Source organism: Actinomadura opuntiae, assembly GCF_030283205.1.
GTDB lineage: Bacteria > Actinomycetota > Actinomycetes > Streptosporangiales > Streptosporangiaceae > Spirillospora.
In genome coordinates this window covers 72,961-96,789 of sequence record NZ_JASNWF010000009.1, presented here as the reverse complement: position 1 = coordinate 96,789, position 23,829 = coordinate 72,961, and the positions used below count along the sequence as shown (strand labels likewise).

The window sequence follows — 23,829 nt, the reverse complement described above, 5'->3', positions numbered from 1 at the left end:
CCCTCGACGGATCGGGGTGTGACATGAGCCATGTCCGCGGAACGCCGTGCGGCGCGGCGGCGGACGTCGCACGGCCCGATGCGCCGGGGCAGGCCGGCTCGCGGCGGGGCAGGTCGCCCCGCCGGTCCGGCCCCGCCCGCCACTGGTCCGGACATTCCGGACGGGGCGGGCATGTTCCCGTGCGTTCGTCCGATCCGAGGGAGGGCGTCGTTCCTCCCCGGCCCCCTACGCCTCCAGGTGAGCAGTACGCTCGGACGACGCAAAGCCGTACCCCAGTTGATGAGGTCGCGTGAGCAACCCAAGCCGTTACGGACCCGAATACGGAGAGGGCCCCCCTCGCGGGCGGGGCGCCCCCCGCCCCGGTGCCCAGGGCATGCCCCAGGGCGCGCCGCGCGGGGGACAGGGCATGCCGCGCGGAGCCCAGGGGGCGCCGCGCGGACCGCAGATGGGCGCGCCGACGCCCGGGAGGGCCGCGCCGCGGCCCGGTGCCAGGCCGGCCGGGCGCGGCCCGGGCCCCGCGCGGGTCGGCGGACCCGGCGGGCCGGGTGGACCGGGCGGACCGGGCGGCCCGGGTGCCCCCGGGGGCCGGCGCCGTGCGGTGCCGCCGAACGCGATGCGGTCGGGTCCCGGCGGTCCGGGCGGGCCCGGTGGTCCCGGGGGTCCGGGCGGCCCCGGCGGTCCGGGCGGTCCGGGCGGTTTCGGCGGGGGCGGCGGCGGACGCAGCGGCCGGCGCGGACGGCGCAGGGACAAGCCGGAGAAGACCGGCTGGCGGAAGTACGTCCCGAACTGGAAGATCGTCACCGCGATCGTCACGGTGGGGATCCTCGGCATCGCGGCGCTGGTCGGGGTGGCCTACGCCAACACCCCGATCCCGAAGGCCAAGCAGGCCGACGTGACGAAGCAGGCGTCGGTCATCACCTACGACGACGGCAAGAGCACGATCGCGCGGGTCGGCATGAACCGCGAGATCCTCCCGCTCAAGGACATCCCGGAGGTCGTCCAGCACGCGGTGCTCGCCGCGGAGGACCGCGAGTTCTACAACGAGCCGGGCATCTCGCCGAGCGGCATCGCCGGCGCGCTGTACCGGGCCGCGACCGGCGGGGACGTCAACGGCGCCTCGACGATCACCCAGCAGCTCGCCCGCAACTACTACCAGGGCCTGAGCCAGAAGCGGACCGTCAGCCGCAAGCTCAAGGAGATCCTGATCTCCGTCCGGATGGGCAACGAGAAGTCGAAGAACTGGGTGCTCGAGCAGTACCTCAACACCGTCTTCTTCGGCCGTGACGCCTACGGCGTCCAGGCCGCCTCGCGCGCCTACTTCCACAAGCCCGTCAAGGACATCAACGCCTCCCAGGCGGCGCTGCTGGCCGCGATGATCCAGCGTCCGACCTACTTCAAGTCCTTCGGTTCCGACTCCGACCCGCAGAAGCAGGCGCTCATCGCCCGCTGGAACTACGTGGTCGAGGGAATGGTGAAGAAGGGCTGGATAACGCCTGAGGAACGCGCCAAGGCGAAGTTCCCGCAGACGTACGAGAAGTGGAGCGACATCAAGGACACGGGGCAGACCGGGTACCTCACCGACCGGGTCATCTCCGAGCTCGGGACGCTCGGCATCTCCAAGCAGCGCGTCCAGACCGCGGGCCTGCGGATCACCACCACGTTCGACCGGGACCTGCAGAACTACACCGCGACGGCGGTGAAGCAGCTGAAGAGGGAGAAGGGCTTCAACAGCACCATCCACTTCGGCCTCACCGTGGTCGATCCGAAGACCGGCGGGGTGATCGCCGCCTACGGCGGCCCGAGCTACGCCAAGCAGCAGTTCGACGACTCCTTCCAGGGGAAGGTGCAGCCCGGTTCGTCGTTCAAGCCGGTCGTGCTCGCGACCGCGCTGGACAATGACGTCAGCCTGAAAACGACGCTGGACGGCCATTACCGGCGCATCATCAACGGGACGGCCTTCACCAACGACAGCCGGTCGGAGAACGGCGTCTTCGACCTGAAGGAGATGACGGCGAAGTCCATCAACACCGCCTACGTCGACCTCGGCCAGAAGGTCGGGCTGGACAAGGTCGTGGACATGGCCGAGAAGATGGGCATCCCCTCCAACACCGAGGGGCTCAACGCCAACTACACCTCGCTGCCCCTCGGTGTCATCACCGCGACGTCGGTCACGATGGCGTCGGTGTACCAGACGTTCGCCGCCGGCGGCGTGCACCGGCCGGCGCACGTGATCAAGTCGATCACGGACGCGAACGGCAACCCGGTCCTGAACGATGCGGGCAAGCCGGTGAAGAAGGAGCCGTGGGCCAAGAAGAGCACCCAGGTCTTCGACCAGGGTGTCGCGGCGGACGCCACGGAGGCGATGCGCGGCGTGGTCACGCACGGCACCGGTACCGGGGCGAGCCTCGGCGCCCGCCCGGTCGCCGGCAAGACCGGTACGTCGTCGCAGAACAAGTCCGCCTGGTTCGTCGGCTACACGCCCGAGTACGTGACGGCGGCCGCGATGTGGCGGTCGACGAAGGACGGCAAGACCCAGAAGTCCCTGGTCGGCGTCGGCGGATACAGCCAGGTCTACGGTGGTACCGTCCCGGCCGAGCTGTTCAAGATGGTCATGACCAAGGCGCTGGAGGGCAAGGAGATCACGCCGTTCCCGCCGCCGGTCTACGGCGGGACGGTCGCCCCGTGGGCGGTCGCGAAGCCGCAGCCGACCACGTCGCCGACGACCTCGCCGACCCCGACGAAGACGCCGACGTGCGGTAACAACGGGCAGGGGCAGCAGCAGAACGGGCAGCCCTGCCGCAGCACCTCCCCGAACCCGTCGAACACGCCGACGACCCCGGGCACGGGCCAGCCCTGCAACGGCTTCAACATGCCGCCCGGCTGCAACCCGAACCTCCCTCCGACCGACCCGGCCGCCCTGAGGCAGTGGTGCAAGCTGCATCCGAACAACCAGGCGTGCAGGAACGAGGAGCCCGGCGACCCGACCCAGCCCAACGGGACCACCAACTGATCCCGAGCGCGTGAACGCGAGACGGCCCGGAGCCCATCGGCTCCGGGCCGCTCCCTTTCCTGAGGGTTTCCCGTACGTTCGGCGGGGGCGCGGTGCGGGGACGCGTCCGGCGCGCGGCGACCAATAGTCTGCTGTCCATGTCGTCGTCTTCTGAGAGGGTCGCAATGGCCGGCGCCGGGACCGGTACGGGGCCGGCCGGGGAACGCGGCCGGATGGCGCGGCTCGTGCCGGTCCTGGCGGGCGCCGCCGCCGTGGTGTGCGCGCTGGGCTGGCTGCAGAAGCAGCCGTGCGCCTCGGCCAAGTTCGACTTCGTCAAGACGACGACGCGCGCGTGCTACACCGACGTGTACCCGCTGTACTACGTGCGCGGGCTGAACGACGGGAAGGTCCCCTACTTCGACTCGTTCACCGGTTCCGACATCCACCACGTCGAGTACCCGGTGCTGAGCGGCGGGTTCATGCAGCTGGCCGCGTGGCTGGTCAAACCGTTCGGGGTGGACGAGCGGGGGATGGCGTTCTACAACGTCACCGTGCTGCTGCTGGCCGTGCTGGCGGTCGCCGCGGTGCTCGCGACCGCGTACGTGGCGGGGCGCCGGTCGCTGCGCGCCGGGCTGATGGTGGCGCTGTCACCGTCGCTGCTGCTCACCGCTTACATCAACTGGGACCTGCTCGCGGTGGCGCTGTCGGCGCTGGCCCTGGCGGCGTGGTCGTCGCGCCGGCCGGCGCTGGCGGGCGCGCTGCTCGGGCTGGCGATCGCGGCGAAGTTCTACCCGCTGCTGTTCCTCGGGCCGCTGGTGCTGCTGTGCGTCCGCGCGGGGCAGTGGCGCGCGATGGCGCGGATGCTCGCGGGCACCGCCGGCGCCTGGCTGGTCGTGAACGTGCCGGTGATGGTGTTCGCGTGGGACGGCTGGGTGGAGTTCTACAGCTTCAGCCAGAAGCGCGGCATCGACTGGGGCTCCATCTTCTTCGTGCTGCAGGAGCACGGATTGTCCGGCCTCGCGTCCGACACCGACGAGCTGAACCTCGCCGGGACGGGAACGTTCCTGGTCCTCGCCGCCGGGATCGCGGTGCTCGCGCTCGCGGCGCCGCGCCGTCCCCGCCTGCCGCAGCTGATGTTCCTGGTGCTCGTCGCGTTCATGCTGCCGAACAAGGTCTGGTCGCCGCAGTACGTGCTGTGGCTGCTGCCCCTCGCGGTGCTGGCGCGCCCGAAGCTGCCTGCCTTCGTGGTGTGGCAGGTAGGCGAGGTCGTCTACTTCTTCGGGATCTGGTGGTACCTGCTGTCGGTGTCGTTGCAGGTGCCGGGCTCGGACCTGTCGTCCACCGTGTCGGCGGTCCTGCACCTGGACGCGCCGGAGGGCGGGATCAGCCAGGACGTCTACACCATCGCGCTGCTCGCCCGGTTCGTCACCGTGCTGGCGATGGCGGTGCTGGTGGTGCGGGACGTCCTGCGCCCGTCCGGCGACATCGTGCGGACGGGCGGCGAGGACGACCCGGCCGGCGGGGTCCTCGACGGCGCCGACGACGCGGTCTCGCTCCGCCGCCGGCGGGGCGCGCGACACCTGCGCACGGACGCCGCCGCCGCGTCCCCCGCCGGCTGAGGCGTCACCGGCGCAGCGCCGCCAGGAACCACTCGAACACCGGCACCAGCGAGGGCGGAACGGGCCAGCCGTTGATCACGGCGAGCAGCTGCCAGTACCGCTCGGCGCGCCGGTCGCCGCCGACCTCCAGCCGGTGCAGCAGCCGGGCGCGGAAGTCCGGGCCGTCCTGCTCGCCGAACGTGGCGGCGTAGGCGGCGGCCAGCTCGTCCACGACGGGCCGGGCGGCGTCGGACGCCGGGTCGATCCCGTTCTCGATCGCCGCGCCCGCCTTCGCGAGCGTGATCTCGGTCAGTCCCGCCATGCCCTCCGGGGCCGGTCCCCGCGCGGCCTCCTCGGCCTGGAACTCCGCCATCCGGCGGACGGCCGCGCGGAAGTCCGGGTCGCCGACCAGTTCGGCCAGCTCCACCCACGCGTCGACCTGCTCGGGCGCGGGGTCGTCGGGCAGTTCCGGCAGCGCCGCGCGCATCTTCTCGGCGAAGCCGGGGTTCACCTCCAGCCCGGCGAAGGTCTCCTCGACGAACTCGGTGATGATCCGGTTGCGCTCCTCGTCGGACAGTTTCGCGAGCCTGTGCATCAGCTGGACCTCCTCCGGGGCGGACCCCCGCCTGACAACCGCGCGCAGCACGGCCCGGCGCAGCCGGAGCGTGCGGATCTGCACGTCGAGCGCCTCGGCGTGCGCCGCCGCGACCTCCCCGACGGTGATCTCGCGGGCCAGCACCCGCCGCACGGTCTCCAGGTCGACGCCGAGGTCGCGCAGCGTGCGGACCAGGTCCAGGCGGGCGGCCGCCGCGATGTCGTAGAGCCGGTAGCCGGCCAAGCCCGTTTCCCGCGCGTCCGCGAACCCGCCGCGCCCGGGCGGCGGGGATCGCCGGGACGATTGCGGGGGCTTGGGGATTCCGTAGGCGAATGCCGGGGAGGATCGCGCCGGGCGGGGGCTCCGGTGTCCCGCGCCCGCGCGGAGGACGACCGGCTGGAGACGACGTGAACGCGAACCGAGCACTGGACGAGCTGCTCGCCGGGCGGCTGGGACCGGGCGTCTACCAGTGGCGGACGCCCGCCGTCCCCGGCGCCGTCGGCGACACGTCCTGGATCGGGAGGGCCGAGGAGGCCGGCTGGCGCGGCTTCCATCTCGACGGCCGCCGCGCCCGCGGCAAGGACGCGTTCCTGCGGCTGTGCGCGGAGGTCTTCGAGTTCCCCGGCTGGTTCGGCGGCAACTGGGACGCCCTGGACGACTGCCTCGCCGACCTGTCCTGGACGCCCGCCAAGAACGGCTACCTGGTGCTGTACGAGTCGTGGTCGGAGCTCGCCGACGCCGACCAGGCCGCGTTCCGGACCGTCCTCGACGTCTTCGGCGGCGCGGTCAAGGCCTGGCGGGACACCTCCACGCCCATGGTGGTGCTGCTGGCGAGCGTGGGGGTGGAGGTGGCGGGGGTCCCCCGGCTGGCGTGAGGGCGCGGGCGCGCCCGGACGCTCAGTAGGTGCTGGTGGTCGCGGCGCTGCCGAACATGATCGCCCACAGCCAGACGTAGAAGATCCAGAAGATCACCCAGCCGGCGGTGACGATGTAGCCGAGGATCAGGCCGGCCAGCGCCATGCCCGAGCCCTCCTCGTGCGTCCGCTTGATCTGGCCCTGCGCGACGTGCCCGAAGATGATCGCCAGGACGGAGGTCAGGCCGCAGCTGACGAAGCCGACGAGCCCCAGGACCATCGACGCGGTCGCCATGCCGTTGGTGCCGCGGCCGGTCGGCACGGAGCCGCCGCCGTAGTAGTGGTGCTGCACGGCCGGCTGCGAGTACGGCTGGGGAGCGTAGGGGTCGTGCGAGCCGTAGCCGTAGGGATCGTACGGGGGCTGGGCCATGGGGGGCTCCCGATCGGTTCGCGCGCCGCCGCCGGGTGGACGCGCGTGCGCTGATGGGCTGGGTTCCGGATTATGCCAGTGTGACGGGACACCGCGCGTTTGTCGCCATGCCGACCGTCACAGGGTTGGATGCCCGGCTCGCCGCACCGGTTCCATGGATGGCCTGATCGTGCCAGGGCGCCGCGGCCCGTCGCGCGCGCCCCGTTCGGCGCCCCCGTCGCGCGCCCGTCAGAGGTTGTCGCGCAGCCAGGTGATGTCGCCGGCCTGCCCGGCGGCGGGCGTCTCCACCACGACCGGCGCGTCCGCGGCCCGCACCACGGCCAGGATCAGCTCGGGGTCGATGCTGCCGCTGCCGAGGTTGGCGTGCCGGTCGGCGCCGGAGCCGAACGCGTCCCGGCTGTCGTTGCAGTGCACCAGATCGATGCGGCCGGTTATGGCCTTGATCCGGTCGACGGCGTCGACGAGCTCCTCGCCGGCCGCGTGCGCGTGGCAGGTGTCGAGGCAGAAACCGAGCTTGTCCTCCAGCCCCGGCACTCCCGACAGCACCTCCCACAGCCGGGCGATGCGGTCGAACTTGCGCGCCATCGCGTTGCCGCCGCCCGCGGTGTTCTCGATGAGCACCGGGATCGGGCAGTCGGTGCGCTCGAACACCTTGCGCCAGTTCTCGAAGCCGGTCTCCGGGTCGTCGTCCTTCAGCACGTGCCCGCCGTGCACGATCAGGCCCTTCGCGCCGATCGACGCGGCCGCCTCCAGCTGCTGGGCGAGGTTCTTGCGGCTCGGGATGCGGATCCGGTTGTTGGACGTCGCCACGTTGATCGTGTACGGGGCGTGCACGTAGACGTCCACGCCGGAGCCGTCCAGCGCCTCGACGCCCTCCGGCAGCACGGGCTTCTTCCAGCCCTGCGGGTCGCCCAGGAAGAACTGGACGACCTCGGCCCCGACCGCGCGGGCGTTGGCGAGCGGTTCGGTCTGGTCGACGTGGGCTCCGATGCGCATGGCACCGAGGTTATCCGCGCGGTCGGACGTTTCGCCCCGCAACGCGCCTCACCGGCCGGCGAGGCGCGGGCGAGAGCCGTCCGCGCGCATGCCGGAAGCGCCGTCCACCGGGGGGACGGCGCCCGGGGCGGCGCGGTCAGAGGGAGAAGCCGCCGTGGCTGATCGCGAAGCCGGCGCCGACGAACGAGGCGACCATGCCGATCACGTTCAGCCAGCGCTCGTTGGTCGTCGCCGAGATCATCTGCGAGACGAGCGCGAGCGGCAGGCCGATGACGCCGACCACCAGGCCGGCGAAGTGGGCCGCGGGGATGCCGCCGCCGAGCACGAGGGCGGCGACCCCGAGGGTGAACGCCAGGACGGCGAGGACGTCCTGCAGCCGGTGGCTCTCGGGCTCGGTCCTGCTCTGGGCGGTCGCGTGCCTCGTCCCGGCTACCTCCTCTGGCATCCGGACCTCCTCACTTCGTGGGTGCCCGCGCGGTGCGCATGGTGACCGCGGGACCGGACGGACCATGTGCGTAAAGGAATGCCCAGCCGGTCGGAAGATCAACCGGCGGCGGCGCTCGGAAATGTCGGTGCCACCCGGTACGGTCGAACACGGATTCGATAACACCGGCCGGGGTCCCCCGGCCCGGATCCAGGAGGAGCACCAGCCGTGAGGGAGAGCGTTCCGGCCCGCGCGGGCCGGGGAGCGGAGGCGAGGCGATGAACTCCAGCGAACTCGGGGTCATCGGCGACGCGGAGCTCGTCGAGGAGCTGTCCATGCTGACCACCCAGACCGCGCGCATGCGCGCCCGGATGGCCGACATCATGGCCGAGCTCGAGCGGCGGCGCCGCCGGGCCCCCGGCCGTCCGGCCGCCCGGCGCTAGCGGGCCGCGGGGGTCCGCCCGCCCGCCCGGCCGGAACAGGCTCGTACGCTGCCAACTGTTGGTAGCCTGTACCGGTCCCGCGGCAGGCGCGCCCGGCTGATCGGAGCCCGGTGCCGCCGCGGGGGACGCAAGAGCCCTCCTGTCACGGAGAGACCGTGACCGCCAGTCCAGAGGAGGTAGGGACACAGCATGCGTCGTTACGAACTGATGGCGATCCTCGACCCCGGCATCGACGAGCGCACCGCGAACGCGGCGCTCGACCCGTTCCTGAAAGTCGTGAAGGACGGCGGCGGCAGCGTCGAGAAGGTCGACGTCTGGGGCCGCCGGCGCCTGGCGTACGACATCCAGAAGAAGTCCGAAGGCATCTACGCGGTGGTCGACCTGTCGGCTGAGCCTGCCACGGTCAAGGAGCTCGACCGGCAGCTCAACCTGAGCGAGTCGATCCTCCGTACCAAGGTCATCCGCCCCGAGGTCCACTGAGCCCGGCTCAGCCCTCACACCAGCCGGAGCGAGCCCCATGGCAGGCGACACCGTAATCACGATCGTCGGGAACCTCGTCGAGGACCCGAACCTGCGCTTCACCTCCAGCGGCCAGGCGGTCGCGTCCTTCCGCATCGCGTCGACGCCGCGGTTCTTCGACCGCCAGAGCAACGACTGGAAGGACGGCGAGGCGCTCTTCCTGACCTGCAACGTCTGGCGGCAGGCCGCCGAGAACTGCGCCGAGACCCTGCAGCGCGGCATGCGGGTGATCGTGCAGGGCCGGCTCAAGCAGCGCTCGTACGAGACCCGCGAGGGTGAGAAGCGCACCGTCTTCGAGATCGAGGTCGACGAGGTCGGCCCGTCGCTGCGCAACGCGACCGCCAAGGTCAACAAGACCCAGCGGCAGGGTGGCGGCGGCGGTTTCGGCGGCGGCGGTGGCGGCGGCCAGGGCGGCGGCCAGGGCGGCGGCGGCTTCGGCGGCGGTGACCAGGGCGGCGGCGGTTTCGGCGGCGGCGGTCAGGGTGGCGGCGGCTTCGGCGGCGGCCAGCAGGGCGGCCAGGCCAACGACCCCTGGGCCACCGGCGGTGGCGGCGGGGGCGGCGGCGGCTTCTCCGACGACCCGCCGTTCTGACCGGCCCTCCGGACGGCCTCCGGACAGCAAGACCCACGACATTTCCACGTCCATTCCCGCGTGAGCGGGGCTCTCTCTAAGGAGCACCACGATGGCGAAGCCACCTCCCCGCAAGCCGAAGAAGAAGGTTTGCGTTTTCTGCCAGGAGAAGATCTCCTACGTCGACTACAAGGACACGGGCCTGCTGCGGAAGTTCATCTCCGACCGCGGCAAGATCCGTGCCCGGCGGGTGACCGGCAACTGCACCCAGCACCAGCGGGACGTCGCCACGGCGATCAAGAACGCCCGTGAGATGGCGCTGCTGCCGTACACCAGCACCGCGCGCTGAGGCAGGGGGTAACCAACATGAAGCTCATCCTGACCCAGCAGGTCTCCGGGCTCGGCGAGCCCGGCGACGTCATCGAGGTCCGCGACGGCTACGGCCGCAACTACCTCGTCCCCCGCGGGTTCGCCATCCAGTGGACCCGGGGCGCCGAGAAGCAGATCGACTCGATCAAGAAGGCGCGTTCGGCCCGCGAGATCGCGACCGTCGAGCACGCCAAGGAGGTCGCCGGCCAGCTGGCGGCGCTGCGCGTGACGCTGCGCACCCGCACCGGCAGCAACGGCCGGCTGTTCGGCGCGGTCACCGCCGCCGACATCGCCGAGGCGGTGCGCGCCGCCGACGGTCCCGAGCTGGACCGCCGCCGGATCGAGATCGGCAACCCGATCAAGACGGTCGGCACCCACCGGGTGAGCGTCCGGCTGCACAGCGACGTCAACGCCACCATCGACGTCAACGTCGTCGAGGCCTGACCCGCGTTTCGGACGACCCTCGCGTACCGGGATCAACCCGGTCGCGGGGGTCGTTTCGTATTCCGGACCGGCCCGCGCCGCCGTCCGCGTCGCCTCTGCTCCCCGCAATCTCTTGCACAAGAACAGGGTGGCCCCGTCCCGGATCTCTCAGGGTTTCATGTGAAACGTCCCTGAACCGCCCGTTGTTTGGGTGATCGTCTGAGCGGCCATTACGTTCCGTGATCGAGATCATCGCGGGGCGAAGGGGGACGGTGTTGATCGCGCATTCGGGGGACGGCGCGGCCGGCCGGGAACGCGACGGGACGGCGGTGACGCGCCGGTCGGTCATCGGCGGCGTGGTGGGCGCGGGGCTGCTGGAGGTCCTGGGCTTCGGGTCGCCGTTCCAGAGCGGGGCGATGGCGGACGCGGCGCCGGTCGCGCCCCTGTTCACCGCGGACGCCCCGCACGTCTACACGCGCGCGCAGTGGAGGGCGCGGCCGCCCAAGCGCGCGGCCCGAATCCTCGGCCGCGCGCCGGACCACATCGTCGTGCACCACACCGACACGGCCAACTCCGCCGACCTCACGGTCGCGCACGCGTTCAGCCTGTCCCGCTACATCCAGAACTTCCACATGGACAAGCGGGGCTGGGACGACTGCGGGCAGCAGCTCACCATCAGCCGGGGCGGCGTCGTGATGGAGGGCCGCAACCGGAGCCTGGCGTCCGTCCGGGAGGGCGACCTGGCGGTCGGCGCGCAGGTGCTGCACCACAACGAGCACACCATCGGGATCGAGAACGAGGGCAACTACATGAAGAAGGCGGTCCCCGGCCGCCTGTGGTCGTCGCTGACGGAGGTGTGCGTGTGGCTCTGCCGGGCCTACGACCTCGACCCGGCCGAGGCCATCGTCGGGCACCGCGACTACAACACGACCTCGTGTCCGGGCGACGTGCTGTACTCGCGGCTGCCGGCGCTGCGCCGGGCGGTCGCGGCGCGGTTGGAGGGCTCCGGCGGGAAGCCGAAGAGCAAGCCGAAGGCCCCGCCGAAGCCGGACGACCCGGGCGACTACTACCAGGACGACGACGGTGACGACTGGCCGGGCCTGCTCAACCTGAACTGGTGACCCGGCCGGGGCGCGCCCGCGGGCCTCAGGTCTCGGGGGTCGTGTAGCGGGTGCGGCGGCGGGCGATCTCCGGGTCGATGCCCTCGACCAGCGACCAGATGCCGGCGACGCGTTCCACCAGCGTCTCGGGCGGCAGCCCGGCCAGGCCCTCCGCCGCCAGGTCGTCGATCGCCTGCGTGAGCCGGGCCATCCGCTCGCCATGGGTGGAACACATGTTCGAATAGTAGCGAGTGGGGCGGGCGGGGCGGGTGGGCTTCCGGAAATCCCCGGCTCGTCCGCGCGGCGGCCGCTACCGGACGGCGCCCGTCACCATCCACCGGTCGCCCCGGGCCCGCAGGGCCAGCGTGACCAGGCGCGTTCCCATCCACAGCCCGATCGCCGCCCAGAGGCCGACGATCCCCGCGCCCGCCCCGTAGAGCAGCAGCGCCGCCGGCAGGAACACGACCGTCGCGACGAGCGTCGTCGCCGCCAGGTAGGTGCCGTCGCCCGCGCCGATCAAGATTCCGTCAAGGACGAACACAACGCCAGCGACCGGCTGCAGGACCGCCACCATCACCAGCGACACCAGCAGCAGATGCCGGACATCGCCGTCGGAGGTGAACAGGTCCGGCAGCCACGGCCGTACCGCGAGCACGGCCAGAGCGAACACCGCCCCGCAGGCCACGCCCCAGACGACCATCCGCCGCGTGACCGCCCGGGTTCCGGCCACGTCCGCCGCGCCCAGGTACCGGCCGGTGATCGCCTGGCCCGCGATCGCGATGGCGTCCAGCGCGAAGGCCAGCAGCGTCCACACCTGGAACCCCACCTGGTAGGCGGCGATCTCCGCGTCGCCCATCCGGGCCGCGATCGACGTCCCGACGAGCAGCACGATGCGCAGCGCGGCCGTCCGGAGCAGCAGCCCGAAACCGGCCGTCGCGGACGTCCGCAACCCGGCCCAGTCCGGGCGGACCGGCGCGCCCTCCCGCCGCGCCCCGCGCAGCACCACGGCCACGTACACCGCCGCGCCGGCGGTCTGCGCGAGCACGGTGCCCCAGGCCGACCCGGCGATCCCCCATCCGAGGACCAGCACGAACACCGCGTTCAGCAGCAGGTTCAGTGAGAAGCCGCCGATGGAGACGGCCAGCGGCGTGCGGGTGTCCTGGAGGCCGCGCAGGACGCCCGTCCCGGCCAGGACCACCAGCATCGACGGGATCCCGAACAGGCTGATCCGCAGGTACGTGTGCGCGTACGGCGTCACCGTGGCGGACGCGCCGAACGCGTCCACGATCGGCGGGATCAGCGGCCAGCCCGCCGCGATCAGCACCGCGCCGATCGCGACCGCCAGCCACATCCCGTCGATGCCCTGCCGGACCGCCGCCCGCCGGTCCCCCGCGCCGAGCCGCCGCGCGACCCCGGCCGTGGTGCCGTACGCCAGGAAGACGCACAGGTAGACCAGCGTGTTCAGCGCCTGCCCGGCGACGCCGAGGCCGCCGAGCTGCGCCGTCCCGAGGTGCCCGACGATCGCCGAGTCCGACAGCAGGAACAGCGGCTCGGCGACGAGCGCGCCGAACGCCGGCACCGCCAGCCGCAGGATCTCGCGGTCGTGCGGGCCCGCCCGGAACCTCATGGTGCGCTCCCCGGCCTCTGTAACTCTTCAAAGAAGTTCACACCTTACAGCACCCGGATCGGCCGACTTTCTCTCCCCCACACCCGGTGGACGACGTTCGCGCAGCTCACGACCGTACCGGTCACGCGGCGAACGAACTTTCCCCAGAGTTGTCCACAGGTCGTGCACAACGAGTGCCGCGTGTCTGCACAGGTATTCCACAGGTTCGTCCACACGCTGCTTTGCCCTCGCCCGCGTGGGCTCGGGAGAATGTCGGACGCCTGAGGTAGACGTGAGATGTACGGTCGGCGATGGGCGGACGGGGCGCCCGGCGGCCGGGAGGAAGGGGGTGCGGCAGGTGAGCGTGACCGAGCTCGGACCGCACGAGCAGGAGTTCGAACGCACCCCACCGCACGACATCGCGGCCGAACAGGGCGTCCTCGGCGGCATGCTGCTCTCCCAGGACGCCATCGCCGAGGTCGTCGAGGTGCTGCGCACCCAGGACTTCTACCGCCCCGCGCACCAGATCATCTACGACATCGTCCTCGACCTGTACGGCCGCGGCGACCCCGCCGACGCCGTCACCGTCGCCGGCGAGCTCACCAAGCGCGGCGAGATCGGCCGCATCGGCGGCGCCCCCTACCTGCACACGCTGATCTCCTCGGTGCCCACCGCCGCCAACGCCGGCTACTACGCCAAGATCGTGCACGAGCGCTCGGTGCTGCGCCGGCTGGTCGAGACCGGCACCCGGATCGTGCAGATGGGCTACGCCGCCGACGGCGCCGACGCCGACGAGGTGCTCGACCGCGCCCAGGCCGAGGTCTTCGCCATCGCCGAGAAGCGCGCCGGCGAGGACTACGTGGCGCTCAGCGAGATCATGCCCGGCGCCCTCGACGAGATCGAGGCGATCGGCAGCCGCGGCGGCCAGATGGTCGGCTGCCCCACCGGCTTCGCCGACCTGGACGCCCTCACCAACGGCCTGCACCCCGGTCAGATGATCGTCGTCGCCGCCCGTCCCGCGATGGGCAAGGCGCTCGGCCTCGACACCCCGCTCCCGACCCCCGCGGGGTGGACGACGATGGGCCGGGTCGCGGTCGGCGACCACTTGATCGGAGCCGACGGGAAGCCCACCCGCGTCGTCGCGGCGACCGAGGTGATGCACGGCCGCCCCTGCTACGAGATCGAGTTCTCCGACGGCGAGGTCATCGTCGCCGACGCCCGGCACCAGTGGCGCACCCTCGCCGACGACCACGGCGGTCCGGCGGGCGGGCGGGGCGAGAGCACCTCGGCCCGCCCGGACGCCCCGGCCCGGCGCCCTGGCGGGCGGGCGGTGGCGGGCGGCGAACGGCCGGTCGCGGACGGCACCGCGCCCGACCGTTGCGGCACCGTCAACGACCTCCGGGCTCATCAGCGCGCCGCCGTCCACCGCGCCTTCGAGAGCGCGCGGCCGCTGCTCGCGTCCGGCACCGGCGCGGGCAAGACCCGGGCGTATCTGAGCGCGCTGACCGCCGACGTGCTCGGCCTCGGCCTCGACACGAGCTTCGAGGCCGCCTGCGTCATGACGGAGCCGGTTCGCCACGGTGGCGGTGCCCACCCTTGGGCGGTCGCGGCCACCGGTGCGCGCGGTGAGACCGAGCCGGGCGCCGGTGTTCGTCCGCTGCCGTCGAAGCGGCGGCCCTGCGCGGCCTCCGCGGGCGGCTCCCCCCGCCCGGGCAGGCCGCCGCACGCCCGGCCGCTCGGACGCGGCGGGCCCGGACGGCAGGACCACCACGCCGGCTCGCATGCGGCCGGCGGCGCGGAGCGGGCGCCGCTCGCCGCGCGGTCCCGGATCCGGACGACCGAGGAGATCTTCGCCTCGGTCCGTCGCGACGGGCGGCCCGTGCACGCCGTGGAGGTCGCCGGCGCGTTCGACCTCCCCGACGCCGACCTGCCCGTCGACCCCTACGTCCTCGGCGTGTGGCTCGGCGCGGGGGAGGGCGGCGACGCCGCCATCACCTGCCTCGACGGAGCGGTCATCGCGCAGATCGAGCTGGCCGGCCAGCCGGTCGTCCCCGAGCCGTTCCCGGGCTGCTATCGGCTGCCCGGCCTGCGCGACCGGCTCGCCGCCCTCGGCGTGCTCGACGGCGGGCACGTCCCGGCCGTGTACCTGCGGGCGTCCATCGCCCAGCGCCGCGCGCTGCTGGCCGGCCTCCTCGACGTCTGCGGTAAGACCTCTCCCGGCGGCCGCGTCGCCGTCGCCGTCGCCTCCGCGCGGCTCGCCGAGGGGCTCCGCGAACTCGTCCTCGGCCTCGGCCACCGCGCCGCGCTGACCGTCGACCCGGCGGGCGACCCGCTCGGCGAGCCGATGCACCAGATCGCCTTCACCCCGCACGAGACGGTGTTCCGCTCCCCGCGCAAGGCCGAACGGCAGAGCGTGGCCGTCCACCGCGACGCGCGGGTGCGGCACATCGTGGACGTGCGGCCGGTCGCGAGCGTGCCGGTGCGGTGCGTCCAGGTCGACAACGCCGACCACATGTACCTGGCCGGGCGCTCCTGCATCCCGACGCACAACTCGACGCTGGCGCTCGACTTCGCCCGCGCCGCGTCCATCAAGCACGGCCTGACCTCGGCGTTCTTCAGCCTGGAGATGGGCCGCAACGAGATCACGATGCGGCTGCTGTCGGCGGAGGCGCGGGTCGCGCTGCACGCGATGCGGTCCGGCACCATGCAGGACGAGGACTGGACGCGCCTCGCCCGCCGGATGAGCGAGGTCGCCGAGGCGCCGCTGTTCATCGACGACTCGCCCAACATGTCGATGATGGAGATCCGGGCGAAGTGCCGCCGGCTGAAGCAGCAGCACGACCTCCGCCTGGTGATCATCGACTACCTGCAGCTGATGACGTCCGGCAAGCGGGTCGAGAGCCGCCAGGTCGAGGTGTCGGAGTTCTCCCGCTCGCTGAAGCTGCTCGCCAAGGAGCTCGGCGTCCCGGTCATCGCGCTGTCGCAGCTGAACCGCGGTCCCGAGCAGCGCACCGACAAGAAGCCCATGGTGTCCGACCTGCGCGAGTCGGGGTGTGTCACCGCGTCGACCCGCATCATGCGGGCGGATACCAACGAAGAGATCGCCATCGGGGAACTGCTCGCGAGCGGGGCGCATGATGTTCCCGTCTGGTCTCTGGACGAGCGACTGAAGTACGTTCCCCGGACGATGACCCACGCGTTCCCCAGCGGACGCAAGGAGGTCTTCCGGGTCACGCTCGCCTCGGGGAAGCAGATCGAGGCCACCGCCAACCACCCGTTCCTCACCTACAGCGGTTGGACTCCCCTCGGTGAGTTGGAGCCCGGGGCGCGTGTCGCGACCGCCAGGCATGTGCCGCCGCCGCTGAAGCCCGTCGCCTGGCCCGAGGCCGAGGTCGTCCTCCTGGCTCACCTCACCGGCGCCGGATCCTTCGTCAAGCGCCAGCCGATCCGCTATGCCAGCAGGGACGAGGCCTGCCTGCAGGCGGTGACCGAGGCGGCCCGGCACTTCGGTATCACGGCCGTCAGGGACGAGTACGCGGCCGCTCGGGTGACGACACTGCGCCTGCCCGCGCCGTACCGGCTCTCGCACGGCCGCCGGAACCCGATCGCGGAGTGGCTCGACGGATTGGGACTGTGCGGGCTGCGCTCGCACGAGAAGTTCGTGCCGGCGTCGGTGTTCGGGCTTTCCAAAGAGCAGATCGCGCTCTTCCTCAGGCACTTGTGGTCGACGGACGGCTGCGTCCATTGGGACGCCGAACGCGGACGGTGCACCGTCTACTACGCGTCTACGAGCCGGCGGCTGGTAGAGGACGTGTCCAGGCTGCTCCTGCGCTTCGGTATCCACTCCCGGATCAAGACCGTCACCAAAGGGGACTACCGCCCCGGCTACCAGCTCTACCTGTACGGCGCCGAGAACCAGCTCGCGTTCTTCAACGCGGTCCGCGTGCACGGTGCGCGCGGAGTGGTGGCGGCCGAGGCGGCCGAGAGCCTCCGGAACCTGCGATCCAACACCAACCGGGACACGGTGCCACGCGAGGTCTGGCAGGACGTCCGGCGCATTCTCGCCGAACGCCGAATGACGCACCGGGAGTTCTCCGCGGCGATCGGCACCGAATTCTCCGGCAGCAGCCTCTGGAAGCGCGCGCCGAGCCGTCAGCGCCTCGGCCGGGTGGCGACGGTGCTGGGCAGTGCCGAGCTGGAGATGCTGTGCACGAACGATGTGTTCTGGGACGAGATCGTAGGAGTGGAGAGCATCGGCGAGCAGGACGTGTACGACGCCACGGTGCTCGGACTCCACAATTTCGTCGCGAACGGCATTTCCCTGCATAACAGCATCGAGCAGGACGCGGACATGGTCATCCTGCTGCATCGCGAGGACGCCTACGAGAAGGAGTCGCCGCGTGCCGGCGAGGCCGACCTGATCGTGGCCAAGCACCGTAACGGCCCGACCGCGACGGTGACGGTGGCGTTCCAAGGCCACTACAGCCGCTTCGTCGACATGGCCCAGTAGGGACGCCGACCCCCGCGTCGCGCAGCACCGCCAACGCCCGCGACAGGCAGGCGTCCGCGTCGGCTCCGTCGGCGCGCAGCCCGCGCGGCCAAGGGCCGCCGGTGCTTGCGCGTTGGCACGCCGTGACTCTAGCGATGCGGGTTTCTCCGTGAACTTGGGCGGGTTTGGTGGCGTCCATGTGGGGGTGGAGGCAGGGCGTCGGTGGGGGCGCGTCGGCGGCGCCAATACCGAACGGTTGCCGAACATGGGGGACGGGCCGGTCGCGGAGGCGCGGCTGGCCCGGGACCTGGACGTCGCGGTCCGCCATCTGCGGGCCGTGCCGGGGGTGGACGGCGGGCGGATCGGTCTTCTCGGCCATTCGATGGGCGCCGCCGCCGTGGTGCGTTACGCGGAAGCGCATCCGGACGTTCGGGCGACGGTGGCCATTTCGCAAGGGACGATGCTGGTCGGTGCGGCCTCGCGTCCGCGGAATCTGCTTCTGGTCGCGGGCGGGCTGGAGTTCGCCGACTACCGGGACGGGGCCGTCGGCGCGCTGCGGGCGGCGTATCCGCAGGGGCATACCGTTCGTACTGTTGGTGGCGTCGCTGATCGCCGCGCTGCTGGTCTGGCAGGGCGTGCAGGCGGCGGCGCTGCGCGCGGTGCGGGCGCCGGTGTGGCTGACCGGCGGGTCAGCGGGCGGGGCGTTCGAAGACGAGCTCGCGGCCGTCGAGGTCGTCCCACTGCTCGCCGACGTGGACGAATCCGTGGCCGGCGAGGGTGGCGAGGGACGCGGCGTTGCCGGGGCTGATCGAGGCGCGGACCGTCCGGACGGACGGTTCGGCGGCGGCGCGGTCCAGCAGCGCGGCGAGCATGGCGGTGGCGTGGCCGCGGCGCCGGTGGGCGGGGTCGACGGAGTAGGAGATCTCGACGGTGCCGTTCTCGTCGGGCGCGGAGTGGAAGCCCGCGTAGCCGACGACGGCGCCGCCGGGTTCGCCGACGGCGGCGCGGACGATCCAGGCGGCGTCCTCGGGAGACCGCCGCAGCTGGTCGAGCCGGTACCGCCAGAGCCGTTCGGCGTCGTCGTCGACGAAGTACGCGGTGAGCGGGACTCCGGCGAGGGCGGAGGCGGCGGGGAGGTCGCCGTCGAGCAGGGCGGCCATGACCGGGGGCGGGAGTTCGACGAAGCGGAGGGTCACGGGCGGCTCCTGGCGTGGTGGTCGGTGACGCGGGTGAGCAGCCCGGTGAGCTGGTCGCGTTCGGCGGGGGACAGCGGCGCGAGCAGCTCGTCCTGGATGCCGGACAGTACCTCGTCGAGTTCGCGCAGGTGGCGGCGGCCGGCGGGGGTGAGCGTGATGATGTTGCGCCGCCGGTCGGCAGGGTCGGGGGCGCGTTCGACCAGCTCCTTCGCGGCCATCTCGTTGAGGGCGGCGACGACGTCGCTGCGGTCGATGGCGGCGCGCCGGCCGAGGTCGGCCTGGCTGGCCGGGCCGTACTCCTCCAGCGTGGCGAGCAGCCGGTAGTGGTAGCCGCGCGCGCCGGCGGCGGCGAAGCCGTCGGCGACGAGCCGGTGGCTGTGCGCGGAGGCCAGGTTGATCAGCCAGCTGGCGGCGTGCCGGAGCCGTTCGGGCGGCCGGGCGTCGTCGGAGATCACGCCCGCCAGTGTACTTGTTGGCAGAGCCAACGATCCACGCTACTGTTGGCACATCCAATATTGGTTAACCCAACAAATGGAGGAGCTGTGGACAACGACGCACTGACCGAGCTGGTCGGACGGCTCGGACGCTGGCTGGACGACAAGCTCTTCGACGACACCCGCGCCGTCTTCACCGAGGACGCCGAGGTCACGACCCCCGGCGGGACGTCCACGGGGGCGGACGCCCTCGCCGCGCAGGCCCGCCGCAACCACACCGTCCCGACCCAGCACTTCATCACCAACCCGCTGATCGAGGTCGACGGTGACCGCGCCGCCATCGACGCCAACCTGCTCGTCGTCTTCGCCAACGACGGCGGGCCGCGCGTCCTCGGCGAGCGGTACGCCCTCGAGGCGGCCCGCACCCCGGACGGCTGGCGCATCTCCAAGGTCCGCTCGCGCGTGGTCTGGGAGCTGCCCGCCGCCTGATCAGGGGGAGGTGAGCCGCTCCGACAGGTCGCGGAGGCGGGCGCGGGCCTGCGGATCGTAGGCCTGGTCGTCCGCGCGGGACTCCCGCAGCCCGTCGAAGAACCGGCCGGACACCTCGTCCAGGGAGGGGTCGGTGACGAGCCGGTGCGTCGCGCGGACGCCCTCCTCCAGGGTGCTGATCGGCGAGGCGACCATCTTCGTCGGCATGTAGGTGGCCGGGTGCAGGGCGTTGGCGGTGACGCCCGTCCCGGCCAGCTCGGCGGCGAGGTCGATGGTGAACATGATCTGCGCGAGCTTGCTCTGGCAGTACGCCCGCGTGCCGTTGTAGCCGCGGGTGATCATCGGGTCGCCGAAGTCGATCGCGGTCTGGCCGAGGCTGCTGACGTTGACGATCCGGGCCGGCGCCGAGGCGGTCAGCACGGGCAGCAGCAGCCGGGTCAGCAGGTAGCCGGACAGGTAGTTGACCTGGAACGTCAGCTCGTGGCCGTCGGCGCTCTCGCGGCGCGGCCCGGCGCTGCCGATGCCGGCGTTGTTGACCAGGACGTCCAGCCGCGGGTGGTCGGCGCGGACCGCCTCGGCCAGCGCGCGGGTCTCGGCGAGCGACGCCAGGTCGGCGCGGTACCAGGACGCCCGGCCGCCGATCTCCTTGAGGGTGTCCTCGCCGCGCCGGTCGTCGCGGCCGTGCACCAGCACCGTCGCGCCCTCGGCGGCGAGCTCGCCGGCCAGGGCGCGGCCGAGCCCGTCGGTCGCGCCGGTGATCAGAATGGTCTGCTGGTCGATGGGACGCATGGCCCCATCCTGCCCGCCGGACCCGGGATCCGGATCACGGCCGGTCGGGGAAGTCCCGGACGAGCGGGCAGGATCACGGTGCGGTGGCCGGGCGTCCGCAACGAGGAGCGGACCGGTCTGGCTAGGACAACCGGTCCCAGTCTGCGCTCTTCGGACGCGCGGGGCCGGCGCGGAATCATGGGCCCATGGGGATGGACCGCACGGAGCTCGCCGACTTCCTCCGCCGCTCCCGCGAGCGGCTGCGCCCGCAGGAGGCCGGCCTGCCCGGCGGGCCGCGCCGCCGCACGCCGGGGCTGCGCCGCGAGGAGGTGTCGCAGCTCGCGGGCATGTCGGCGGACTACTACATGCGCCTTGAACAGGCCCGCAGCCCGCAGCCGTCGGCGCAGCTGCTCGGCTCCCTTGCCCGCGCGCTGCGGCTGACGCTGGACGAGCGCGACCACCTGTACGTCCTCGCGGGACACCGGCCGCCGGCGGGCCCGCCCGCGGGCGAGCACGTCCGGCCGAGCCTGCTGTACCTGCTGGACCGGCTGCACGAGACGCCCGCGCAGATCATCGGGGATCTCGGCGACCTGCTCGCCCAGAACGCGCTCGCCGAGGCGCTTTTCGGCTGCGTCTGCACGGTCGAAGGACCTGACCGGAACATCGTGTGGCGGTGGTTCACCGACCCGTTCGTCCGGTCCGCGTATCCGGAGGAGGAGCACGAGCACCACAGCCGGCAGCATGTCGCGCATCTGCGGGCGGCAGCGGCCCGCCGCGGCAACGACGCCGCCGCGTCCGCCCTGGTCGAACGGCTGCACGGCGCAAGCGAGGAGTTCGCCCGACTGTGGGAGCGGCATGAGGTCGCCGTCCACCGCAGCGGCCGGATGAAGGTCCTGCACCCGGAGATCGGCGCGATCGAGTTCGACACCGAGGCCCTCCTGACCCCCACCCAGGACCAGCGGGTGTTCATCTGCACCCCGCCGCCCGGGTCAGGGGCGATCGAGGCCCTCGAACTCCTCCGCGTCATCGGCCCCGAGACGGCCCACCGCAGCCATGCGTGACTAGGGGGCGGTGAGGCGCCAGAGGGAGGTCGTCTCGGCGGCGCGGGCGGCGTGGAGCGGGTCGTCGGGGTCGGCCGCGCGGGGGTGGGCGGGCTTGGCGTCGAGGCGTCCGGCGACGGTCAGGCCGGACGCGTCGAACAGCCCGAGCAGCTCGTCGCGGGAGCGCAGGGCGAGCTGTTCGGCCAGGTCGGAAAGGATCAGCCAGCCTTCACCGTCCGCTTCCAGATGGTCGGCGAGCCCGGCCAGGAAGCCGCGCAGCATCCGGCCGCCCGGGTCGTACACGGCGTGTTCGAGCGGCGTGGCCGGCTTGCCCGGAAGCCAGGGCGGGTTGCACACGACGAGCGGCGCGCGTCCCTCCGGGAACAGATCGGCCTGGACGACCTCGACGTGCTTCGCCACGTGCAGCCGCTCGACGTTGTCTTGGGCGCAGGCAAGCGCGCGCGGGTCGAGGTCGGTGGCAACGACGCGTTCCATCCCGCGCCGCGCGAGCACTGCGGAAAGCACGCCGGTTCCCGTGCCGATGTCGAACGCGACCGTCGTCGCGGGCAGCGGCGCCTGCGCGACCAGTTCCACGTACTCGCCCCTTACCGGCGAGAACACCCCGTAGTGCGGATGGATGCGGTCGCCCCCCAGCGCTGGGATCGGCACGCCCTTCTCGCGCCATTCGTGCGCGCCGATCAGGCCGAGAAGCTCCCGCAAGGACGTGACGTAGGGCTCATCAGCCGGACCGTACGCCTCCGTACACGCCGCTACGACGTCCGGTGCCCGCCGTAGGGGGATCGTGTGTCCGGGCTCGAACGGGACGAGCAGCATGCCGAGCGTACGGGCGCGCTGCGCGCGCGCCTGCCGGTAGAGGTGGAACGCCTGTACTTGTGACGGCTGCTCCGTCCTGCGCCTGTGCTTGCGCGGTGGACGATCGACTCGCCGCGCCATCGCCGTCAGCAGCTGGCGCGCGTTCTGGAAGTCGCCGCGCCACAGCAGCGCCGTGCCCTCGCACGCCAGCCGGTACGCCTCGTCGGCCCGCGTCGCGTCGTCGGCGACCACCACGCGGCGGGGCGGGGCCGCGCCGCTCTCCGAACGCCACCACGCCGAGCGGTCGCGGCCGTCCTCGTGCCAGCCGATCACGCTCCGCTCGTCCACACCGAGCAGGGTAGCGGCGGCGGCGAACCCGATGGGACGATCAACGCATGCGTCTACCAGGTCCATTGCACGTGCTGAACGAGGGCCTGGCCTTCCTGCTGGAGCTCGCCGCGCTCGCCGCGCTGGCGTGGTGGGGCTTCACCACGGGCGGCAACGCGGTCGTCCACATACTGCTGGGCATCGGGACGCCCGTACTAGCGATGATCGTGTGGGGGGCGTTCGCCGCTCCCCGCGCCCGCTTCAAGGTCGCGCTGCCGTTCGTCCTGCTGGTGAAGGCGGTCGTCTTCGGTGCCGGGGCGCTCGCGCTCCACGGCGTCGGCCACCCCGCCCTAGCGGCCGCCTTCGCCGTCGTCGCCCTGCTCAACACCGCCCTGGCCACCGCCGACCGCGACGCCGCCTTCCGCGCCGCCGCCCAGTGATCCGGCGGCCGCGAGGTCGGCGCTGGACAGGTGCCGGGACGTCTCGGCGATCTTGCGCAGCGCGGCCTCCGACGGCGAGCCGGGCTCGGCCGCGTACAGCATCAGGCGGCTGAGCTCGGGGTCGCCCGGCAGGTGCAGCGTCTCGAACGGCAGGACGAGCCGCCCGACGTCGGGGTGGTCGATGCGCGCCTCGCCGTACGCCAGGTCGGTGACGTGGTGCGCCGACCACAGCCGCCCGAACTCGGGACCGCGCTCCCGCAGGTCGCCGATCAGCGCGCGCAGGTGCGGGTCGCCCGGGTCCTGACCGGAACGGAACCGCAGGTAGGCGACGTTGCGGCGGGCCACCGCGGGCCAGTTGTCGCCGAGCCGCGCCCGGTAGTCGGCGTTGAGGTGGATCTGGTGCGACCACGTCCGCTCGTCCGGCGGGACGTTCGCGAGGTCGACGAAGATCGCGGCGGTGAGCCGGTTCCATGCGACGACGTTGGTGTAGTGCCCGACGACGTACGCGGGCGCGTGGGTGATCGAGTCGAGCAGGTGCTGGAGCGGCGGGCGCAGCCGGGCGGGCGCGTGCGGGCGGGGGCGGTGCGGCGGATGCGCGAGCCGGTGCAGGTGGGCGTGCTCGTCGGCGTCCAGGCGCAGCGCCCGCGAGATCGCGTCGAGGATCTCGGTGGACACGCCGTCCGCCGTGCCCTGCTCCAGCCGGATGTAGTAGGCGACGCTGACGCCCGCGAGCTGCGCCAGCTCCTCGCGCCGCAGGCCCGGCACGCGGCGGCGCGTCCCGTAGGAGGCGACGCCGGCGTCCTCGGGTTGCAGCCGTGCCCGCCGCGACTTGAGGAAATCGCCGAGTTCGGTGTTGCGCGCCATGCCGGTGAGGCTATCCGCTGAGCCTGCTACTGCCGGTGGTACGAATCGGCGG

At 72.5% G+C, this 23,829-nt stretch carries 25 protein-coding genes; 14 read left to right on the top strand and 11 right to left on the bottom strand.

Annotation, left to right across the window (positions count from 1 at the left end; all coding sequences use genetic code 11):
* Positions 1-613 precede the first annotated feature (613 nt).
* Together QP089_RS20670 and QP089_RS20665 are read left to right on the top strand one after the other, a co-directional pair.
* A complete protein-coding gene (locus QP089_RS20670) occupies positions 614-3,010 on the top strand; it encodes a transglycosylase domain-containing protein (protein WP_285913358.1) in 2,397 nt (798 codons plus the stop codon).
* Between the two features lie 212 nt (positions 3,011-3,222).
* Positions 3,223-4,608 carry a glycosyltransferase family 87 protein gene (locus QP089_RS20665; protein WP_285913357.1) on the top strand — a complete coding sequence of 462 codons (1,386 nt, stop codon included), beginning with the start codon at positions 3,223-3,225 and terminating at the stop codon, positions 4,606-4,608.
* 4 nt (positions 4,609-4,612) lie between these two features.
* Here the strand turns inward: QP089_RS20665 and QP089_RS20660 are convergent, their stop codons facing one another.
* Positions 4,613-5,425, bottom strand: a complete 813-nt coding sequence (locus QP089_RS20660) for a MerR family transcriptional regulator (RefSeq protein ID WP_285913355.1) — start codon at positions 5,423-5,425, stop codon at positions 4,613-4,615.
* Positions 5,426-5,589: 164 nt separating this feature from the next.
* Between QP089_RS20660 and QP089_RS20655 the strand changes: the two genes are divergently transcribed.
* Positions 5,590-6,057, top strand: a complete 468-nt coding sequence (locus QP089_RS20655; RefSeq protein ID WP_285913354.1) for a barstar family protein — start codon at positions 5,590-5,592, stop codon at positions 6,055-6,057.
* Between the two features lie 22 nt (positions 6,058-6,079).
* Here QP089_RS20655 and QP089_RS20650 read toward each other — a convergent pair whose 3' ends face one another.
* From QP089_RS20650 to QP089_RS20640, 3 genes are all read right to left on the bottom strand, one after another.
* A complete protein-coding gene (locus QP089_RS20650; protein WP_285913353.1) occupies positions 6,080-6,466 on the bottom strand; it encodes a DUF4190 domain-containing protein in 387 nt (128 codons plus the stop codon).
* Between the two features lie 228 nt (positions 6,467-6,694).
* The gene (locus QP089_RS20645) at positions 6,695-7,462 is read right to left on the bottom strand and encodes a deoxyribonuclease IV (RefSeq protein ID WP_285913352.1); all 768 of its coding nucleotides are present in this window, start codon (positions 7,460-7,462) and stop codon (positions 6,695-6,697) included.
* 136 nt (positions 7,463-7,598) lie between these two features.
* Positions 7,599-7,907 (bottom strand): hypothetical protein, encoded by a 309-nt coding sequence (locus tag QP089_RS20640; RefSeq protein ID WP_285913351.1) that lies wholly within the window; start codon positions 7,905-7,907, stop codon positions 7,599-7,601.
* A gap of 257 nt (positions 7,908-8,164) precedes the next feature.
* Here QP089_RS20640 and QP089_RS20635 point away from each other — a divergent pair, with 257 nt between their 5' ends.
* The 6 genes from QP089_RS20635 to QP089_RS20610 all read left to right on the top strand — a co-directional run bounded on the left by QP089_RS20635 (position 8,165) and on the right by QP089_RS20610 (position 11,332).
* The gene (locus QP089_RS20635) at positions 8,165-8,329 is read left to right on the top strand and encodes a hypothetical protein (protein ID WP_285913350.1); all 165 of its coding nucleotides are present in this window, start codon (positions 8,165-8,167) and stop codon (positions 8,327-8,329) included.
* 189 nt (positions 8,330-8,518) lie between these two features.
* Positions 8,519-8,809 carry a 30S ribosomal protein S6 gene (gene rpsF, locus QP089_RS20630; protein ID WP_151540987.1) on the top strand — a complete coding sequence of 97 codons (291 nt, stop codon included), beginning with the start codon at positions 8,519-8,521 and terminating at the stop codon, positions 8,807-8,809.
* Between the two features lie 37 nt (positions 8,810-8,846).
* Positions 8,847-9,440: a single-stranded DNA-binding protein gene (locus QP089_RS20625; RefSeq protein ID WP_285913349.1), complete on the top strand. Its 594-nt coding sequence runs from the start codon at positions 8,847-8,849 to the stop codon at positions 9,438-9,440.
* Positions 9,441-9,531: 91 nt separating this feature from the next.
* Entirely contained in the window at positions 9,532-9,768 is a 237-nt protein-coding gene (gene rpsR / locus QP089_RS20620) for a 30S ribosomal protein S18 (RefSeq protein WP_019631633.1), read from the top strand.
* Positions 9,769-9,785: 17 nt separating this feature from the next.
* Positions 9,786-10,232, top strand: coding sequence for a 50S ribosomal protein L9 (gene rplI, locus QP089_RS20615; protein WP_285913347.1), 447 nt, complete (start codon positions 9,786-9,788; stop codon positions 10,230-10,232).
* Between the two features lie 251 nt (positions 10,233-10,483).
* On the top strand, positions 10,484-11,332 hold the full coding sequence (locus QP089_RS20610; protein ID WP_353070596.1) for a peptidoglycan recognition protein family protein: 849 nt from the start codon (positions 10,484-10,486) through the stop codon (positions 11,330-11,332).
* Between the two features lie 25 nt (positions 11,333-11,357).
* Here the strand turns inward: QP089_RS20610 and QP089_RS20605 are convergent, their stop codons facing one another.
* Positions 11,358-11,546, bottom strand: a complete 189-nt coding sequence (locus QP089_RS20605; protein WP_052357975.1) for a hypothetical protein — start codon at positions 11,544-11,546, stop codon at positions 11,358-11,360.
* Positions 11,547-11,621: 75 nt separating this feature from the next.
* Positions 11,622-12,938: an MATE family efflux transporter gene (locus QP089_RS20600; protein WP_285913346.1), complete on the bottom strand. Its 1,317-nt coding sequence runs from the start codon at positions 12,936-12,938 to the stop codon at positions 11,622-11,624.
* A gap of 337 nt (positions 12,939-13,275) precedes the next feature.
* On the opposite strand from QP089_RS20600, the gene QP089_RS20595 reads away from it, so the two are divergent.
* Positions 13,276-17,427, top strand: a complete 4,152-nt coding sequence (locus QP089_RS20595; RefSeq protein WP_285913345.1) for a replicative DNA helicase — start codon at positions 13,276-13,278, stop codon at positions 17,425-17,427.
* Positions 17,428-17,671: 244 nt separating this feature from the next.
* Positions 17,672-18,214, top strand: a complete 543-nt coding sequence (locus QP089_RS48825) for an acyl-CoA thioester hydrolase/BAAT C-terminal domain-containing protein (RefSeq protein ID WP_353070603.1) — start codon at positions 17,672-17,674, stop codon at positions 18,212-18,214.
* Here QP089_RS48825 and QP089_RS20590 read toward each other — a convergent pair.
* Together QP089_RS20590 and QP089_RS20585 are read right to left on the bottom strand one after the other, a co-directional pair.
* Positions 18,096-18,602 (bottom strand): GNAT family N-acetyltransferase, encoded by a 507-nt coding sequence (locus tag QP089_RS20590; RefSeq protein ID WP_285913344.1) that lies wholly within the window; start codon positions 18,600-18,602, stop codon positions 18,096-18,098. The two genes, QP089_RS48825 and QP089_RS20590, sit on opposite strands and share 119 nt — an antisense overlap.
* Positions 18,599-19,057, bottom strand: a complete 459-nt coding sequence (locus QP089_RS20585) for a MarR family winged helix-turn-helix transcriptional regulator (RefSeq protein ID WP_353070595.1) — start codon at positions 19,055-19,057, stop codon at positions 18,599-18,601. The genes QP089_RS20590 and QP089_RS20585 overlap by 4 nt, the downstream gene beginning before the upstream one ends.
* Positions 19,058-19,144: 87 nt before the next feature.
* On the opposite strand from QP089_RS20585, the gene QP089_RS20580 reads away from it, so the two are divergent.
* Positions 19,145-19,525 (top strand): nuclear transport factor 2 family protein, encoded by a 381-nt coding sequence (locus QP089_RS20580; RefSeq protein WP_285913343.1) that lies wholly within the window; start codon positions 19,145-19,147, stop codon positions 19,523-19,525.
* Here QP089_RS20580 and QP089_RS20575 read toward each other — a convergent pair whose 3' ends face one another.
* Positions 19,526-20,314: an SDR family NAD(P)-dependent oxidoreductase gene (locus tag QP089_RS20575; protein ID WP_285913342.1), complete on the bottom strand. Its 789-nt coding sequence runs from the start codon at positions 20,312-20,314 to the stop codon at positions 19,526-19,528. It abuts the gene before it with no gap.
* Positions 20,315-20,499: 185 nt separating this feature from the next.
* On the opposite strand from QP089_RS20575, the gene QP089_RS20570 reads away from it, so the two are divergent.
* Entirely contained in the window at positions 20,500-21,354 is an 855-nt protein-coding gene (locus tag QP089_RS20570; protein WP_285913341.1) for a helix-turn-helix transcriptional regulator, read from the top strand.
* Here the strand turns inward: QP089_RS20570 and QP089_RS20565 are convergent, their stop codons facing one another.
* The gene (locus QP089_RS20565) at positions 21,355-22,494 is read right to left on the bottom strand and encodes a 50S ribosomal protein L11 methyltransferase (RefSeq protein WP_285913340.1); all 1,140 of its coding nucleotides are present in this window, start codon (positions 22,492-22,494) and stop codon (positions 21,355-21,357) included.
* A gap of 47 nt (positions 22,495-22,541) precedes the next feature.
* Between QP089_RS20565 and QP089_RS20560 the strand changes: the two genes are divergently transcribed.
* The gene (locus QP089_RS20560) at positions 22,542-22,913 is read left to right on the top strand and encodes a YrdB family protein (RefSeq protein ID WP_285913339.1); all 372 of its coding nucleotides are present in this window, start codon (positions 22,542-22,544) and stop codon (positions 22,911-22,913) included.
* On the opposite strand, the gene QP089_RS20555 is transcribed toward QP089_RS20560, so the two are convergent.
* Entirely contained in the window at positions 22,824-23,777 is a 954-nt protein-coding gene (locus QP089_RS20555; protein WP_285913338.1) for a helix-turn-helix domain-containing protein, read from the bottom strand. The genes QP089_RS20560 and QP089_RS20555 overlap by 90 nt on opposite strands.
* Between the last annotated feature and the right edge of the window lie 52 nt (positions 23,778-23,829).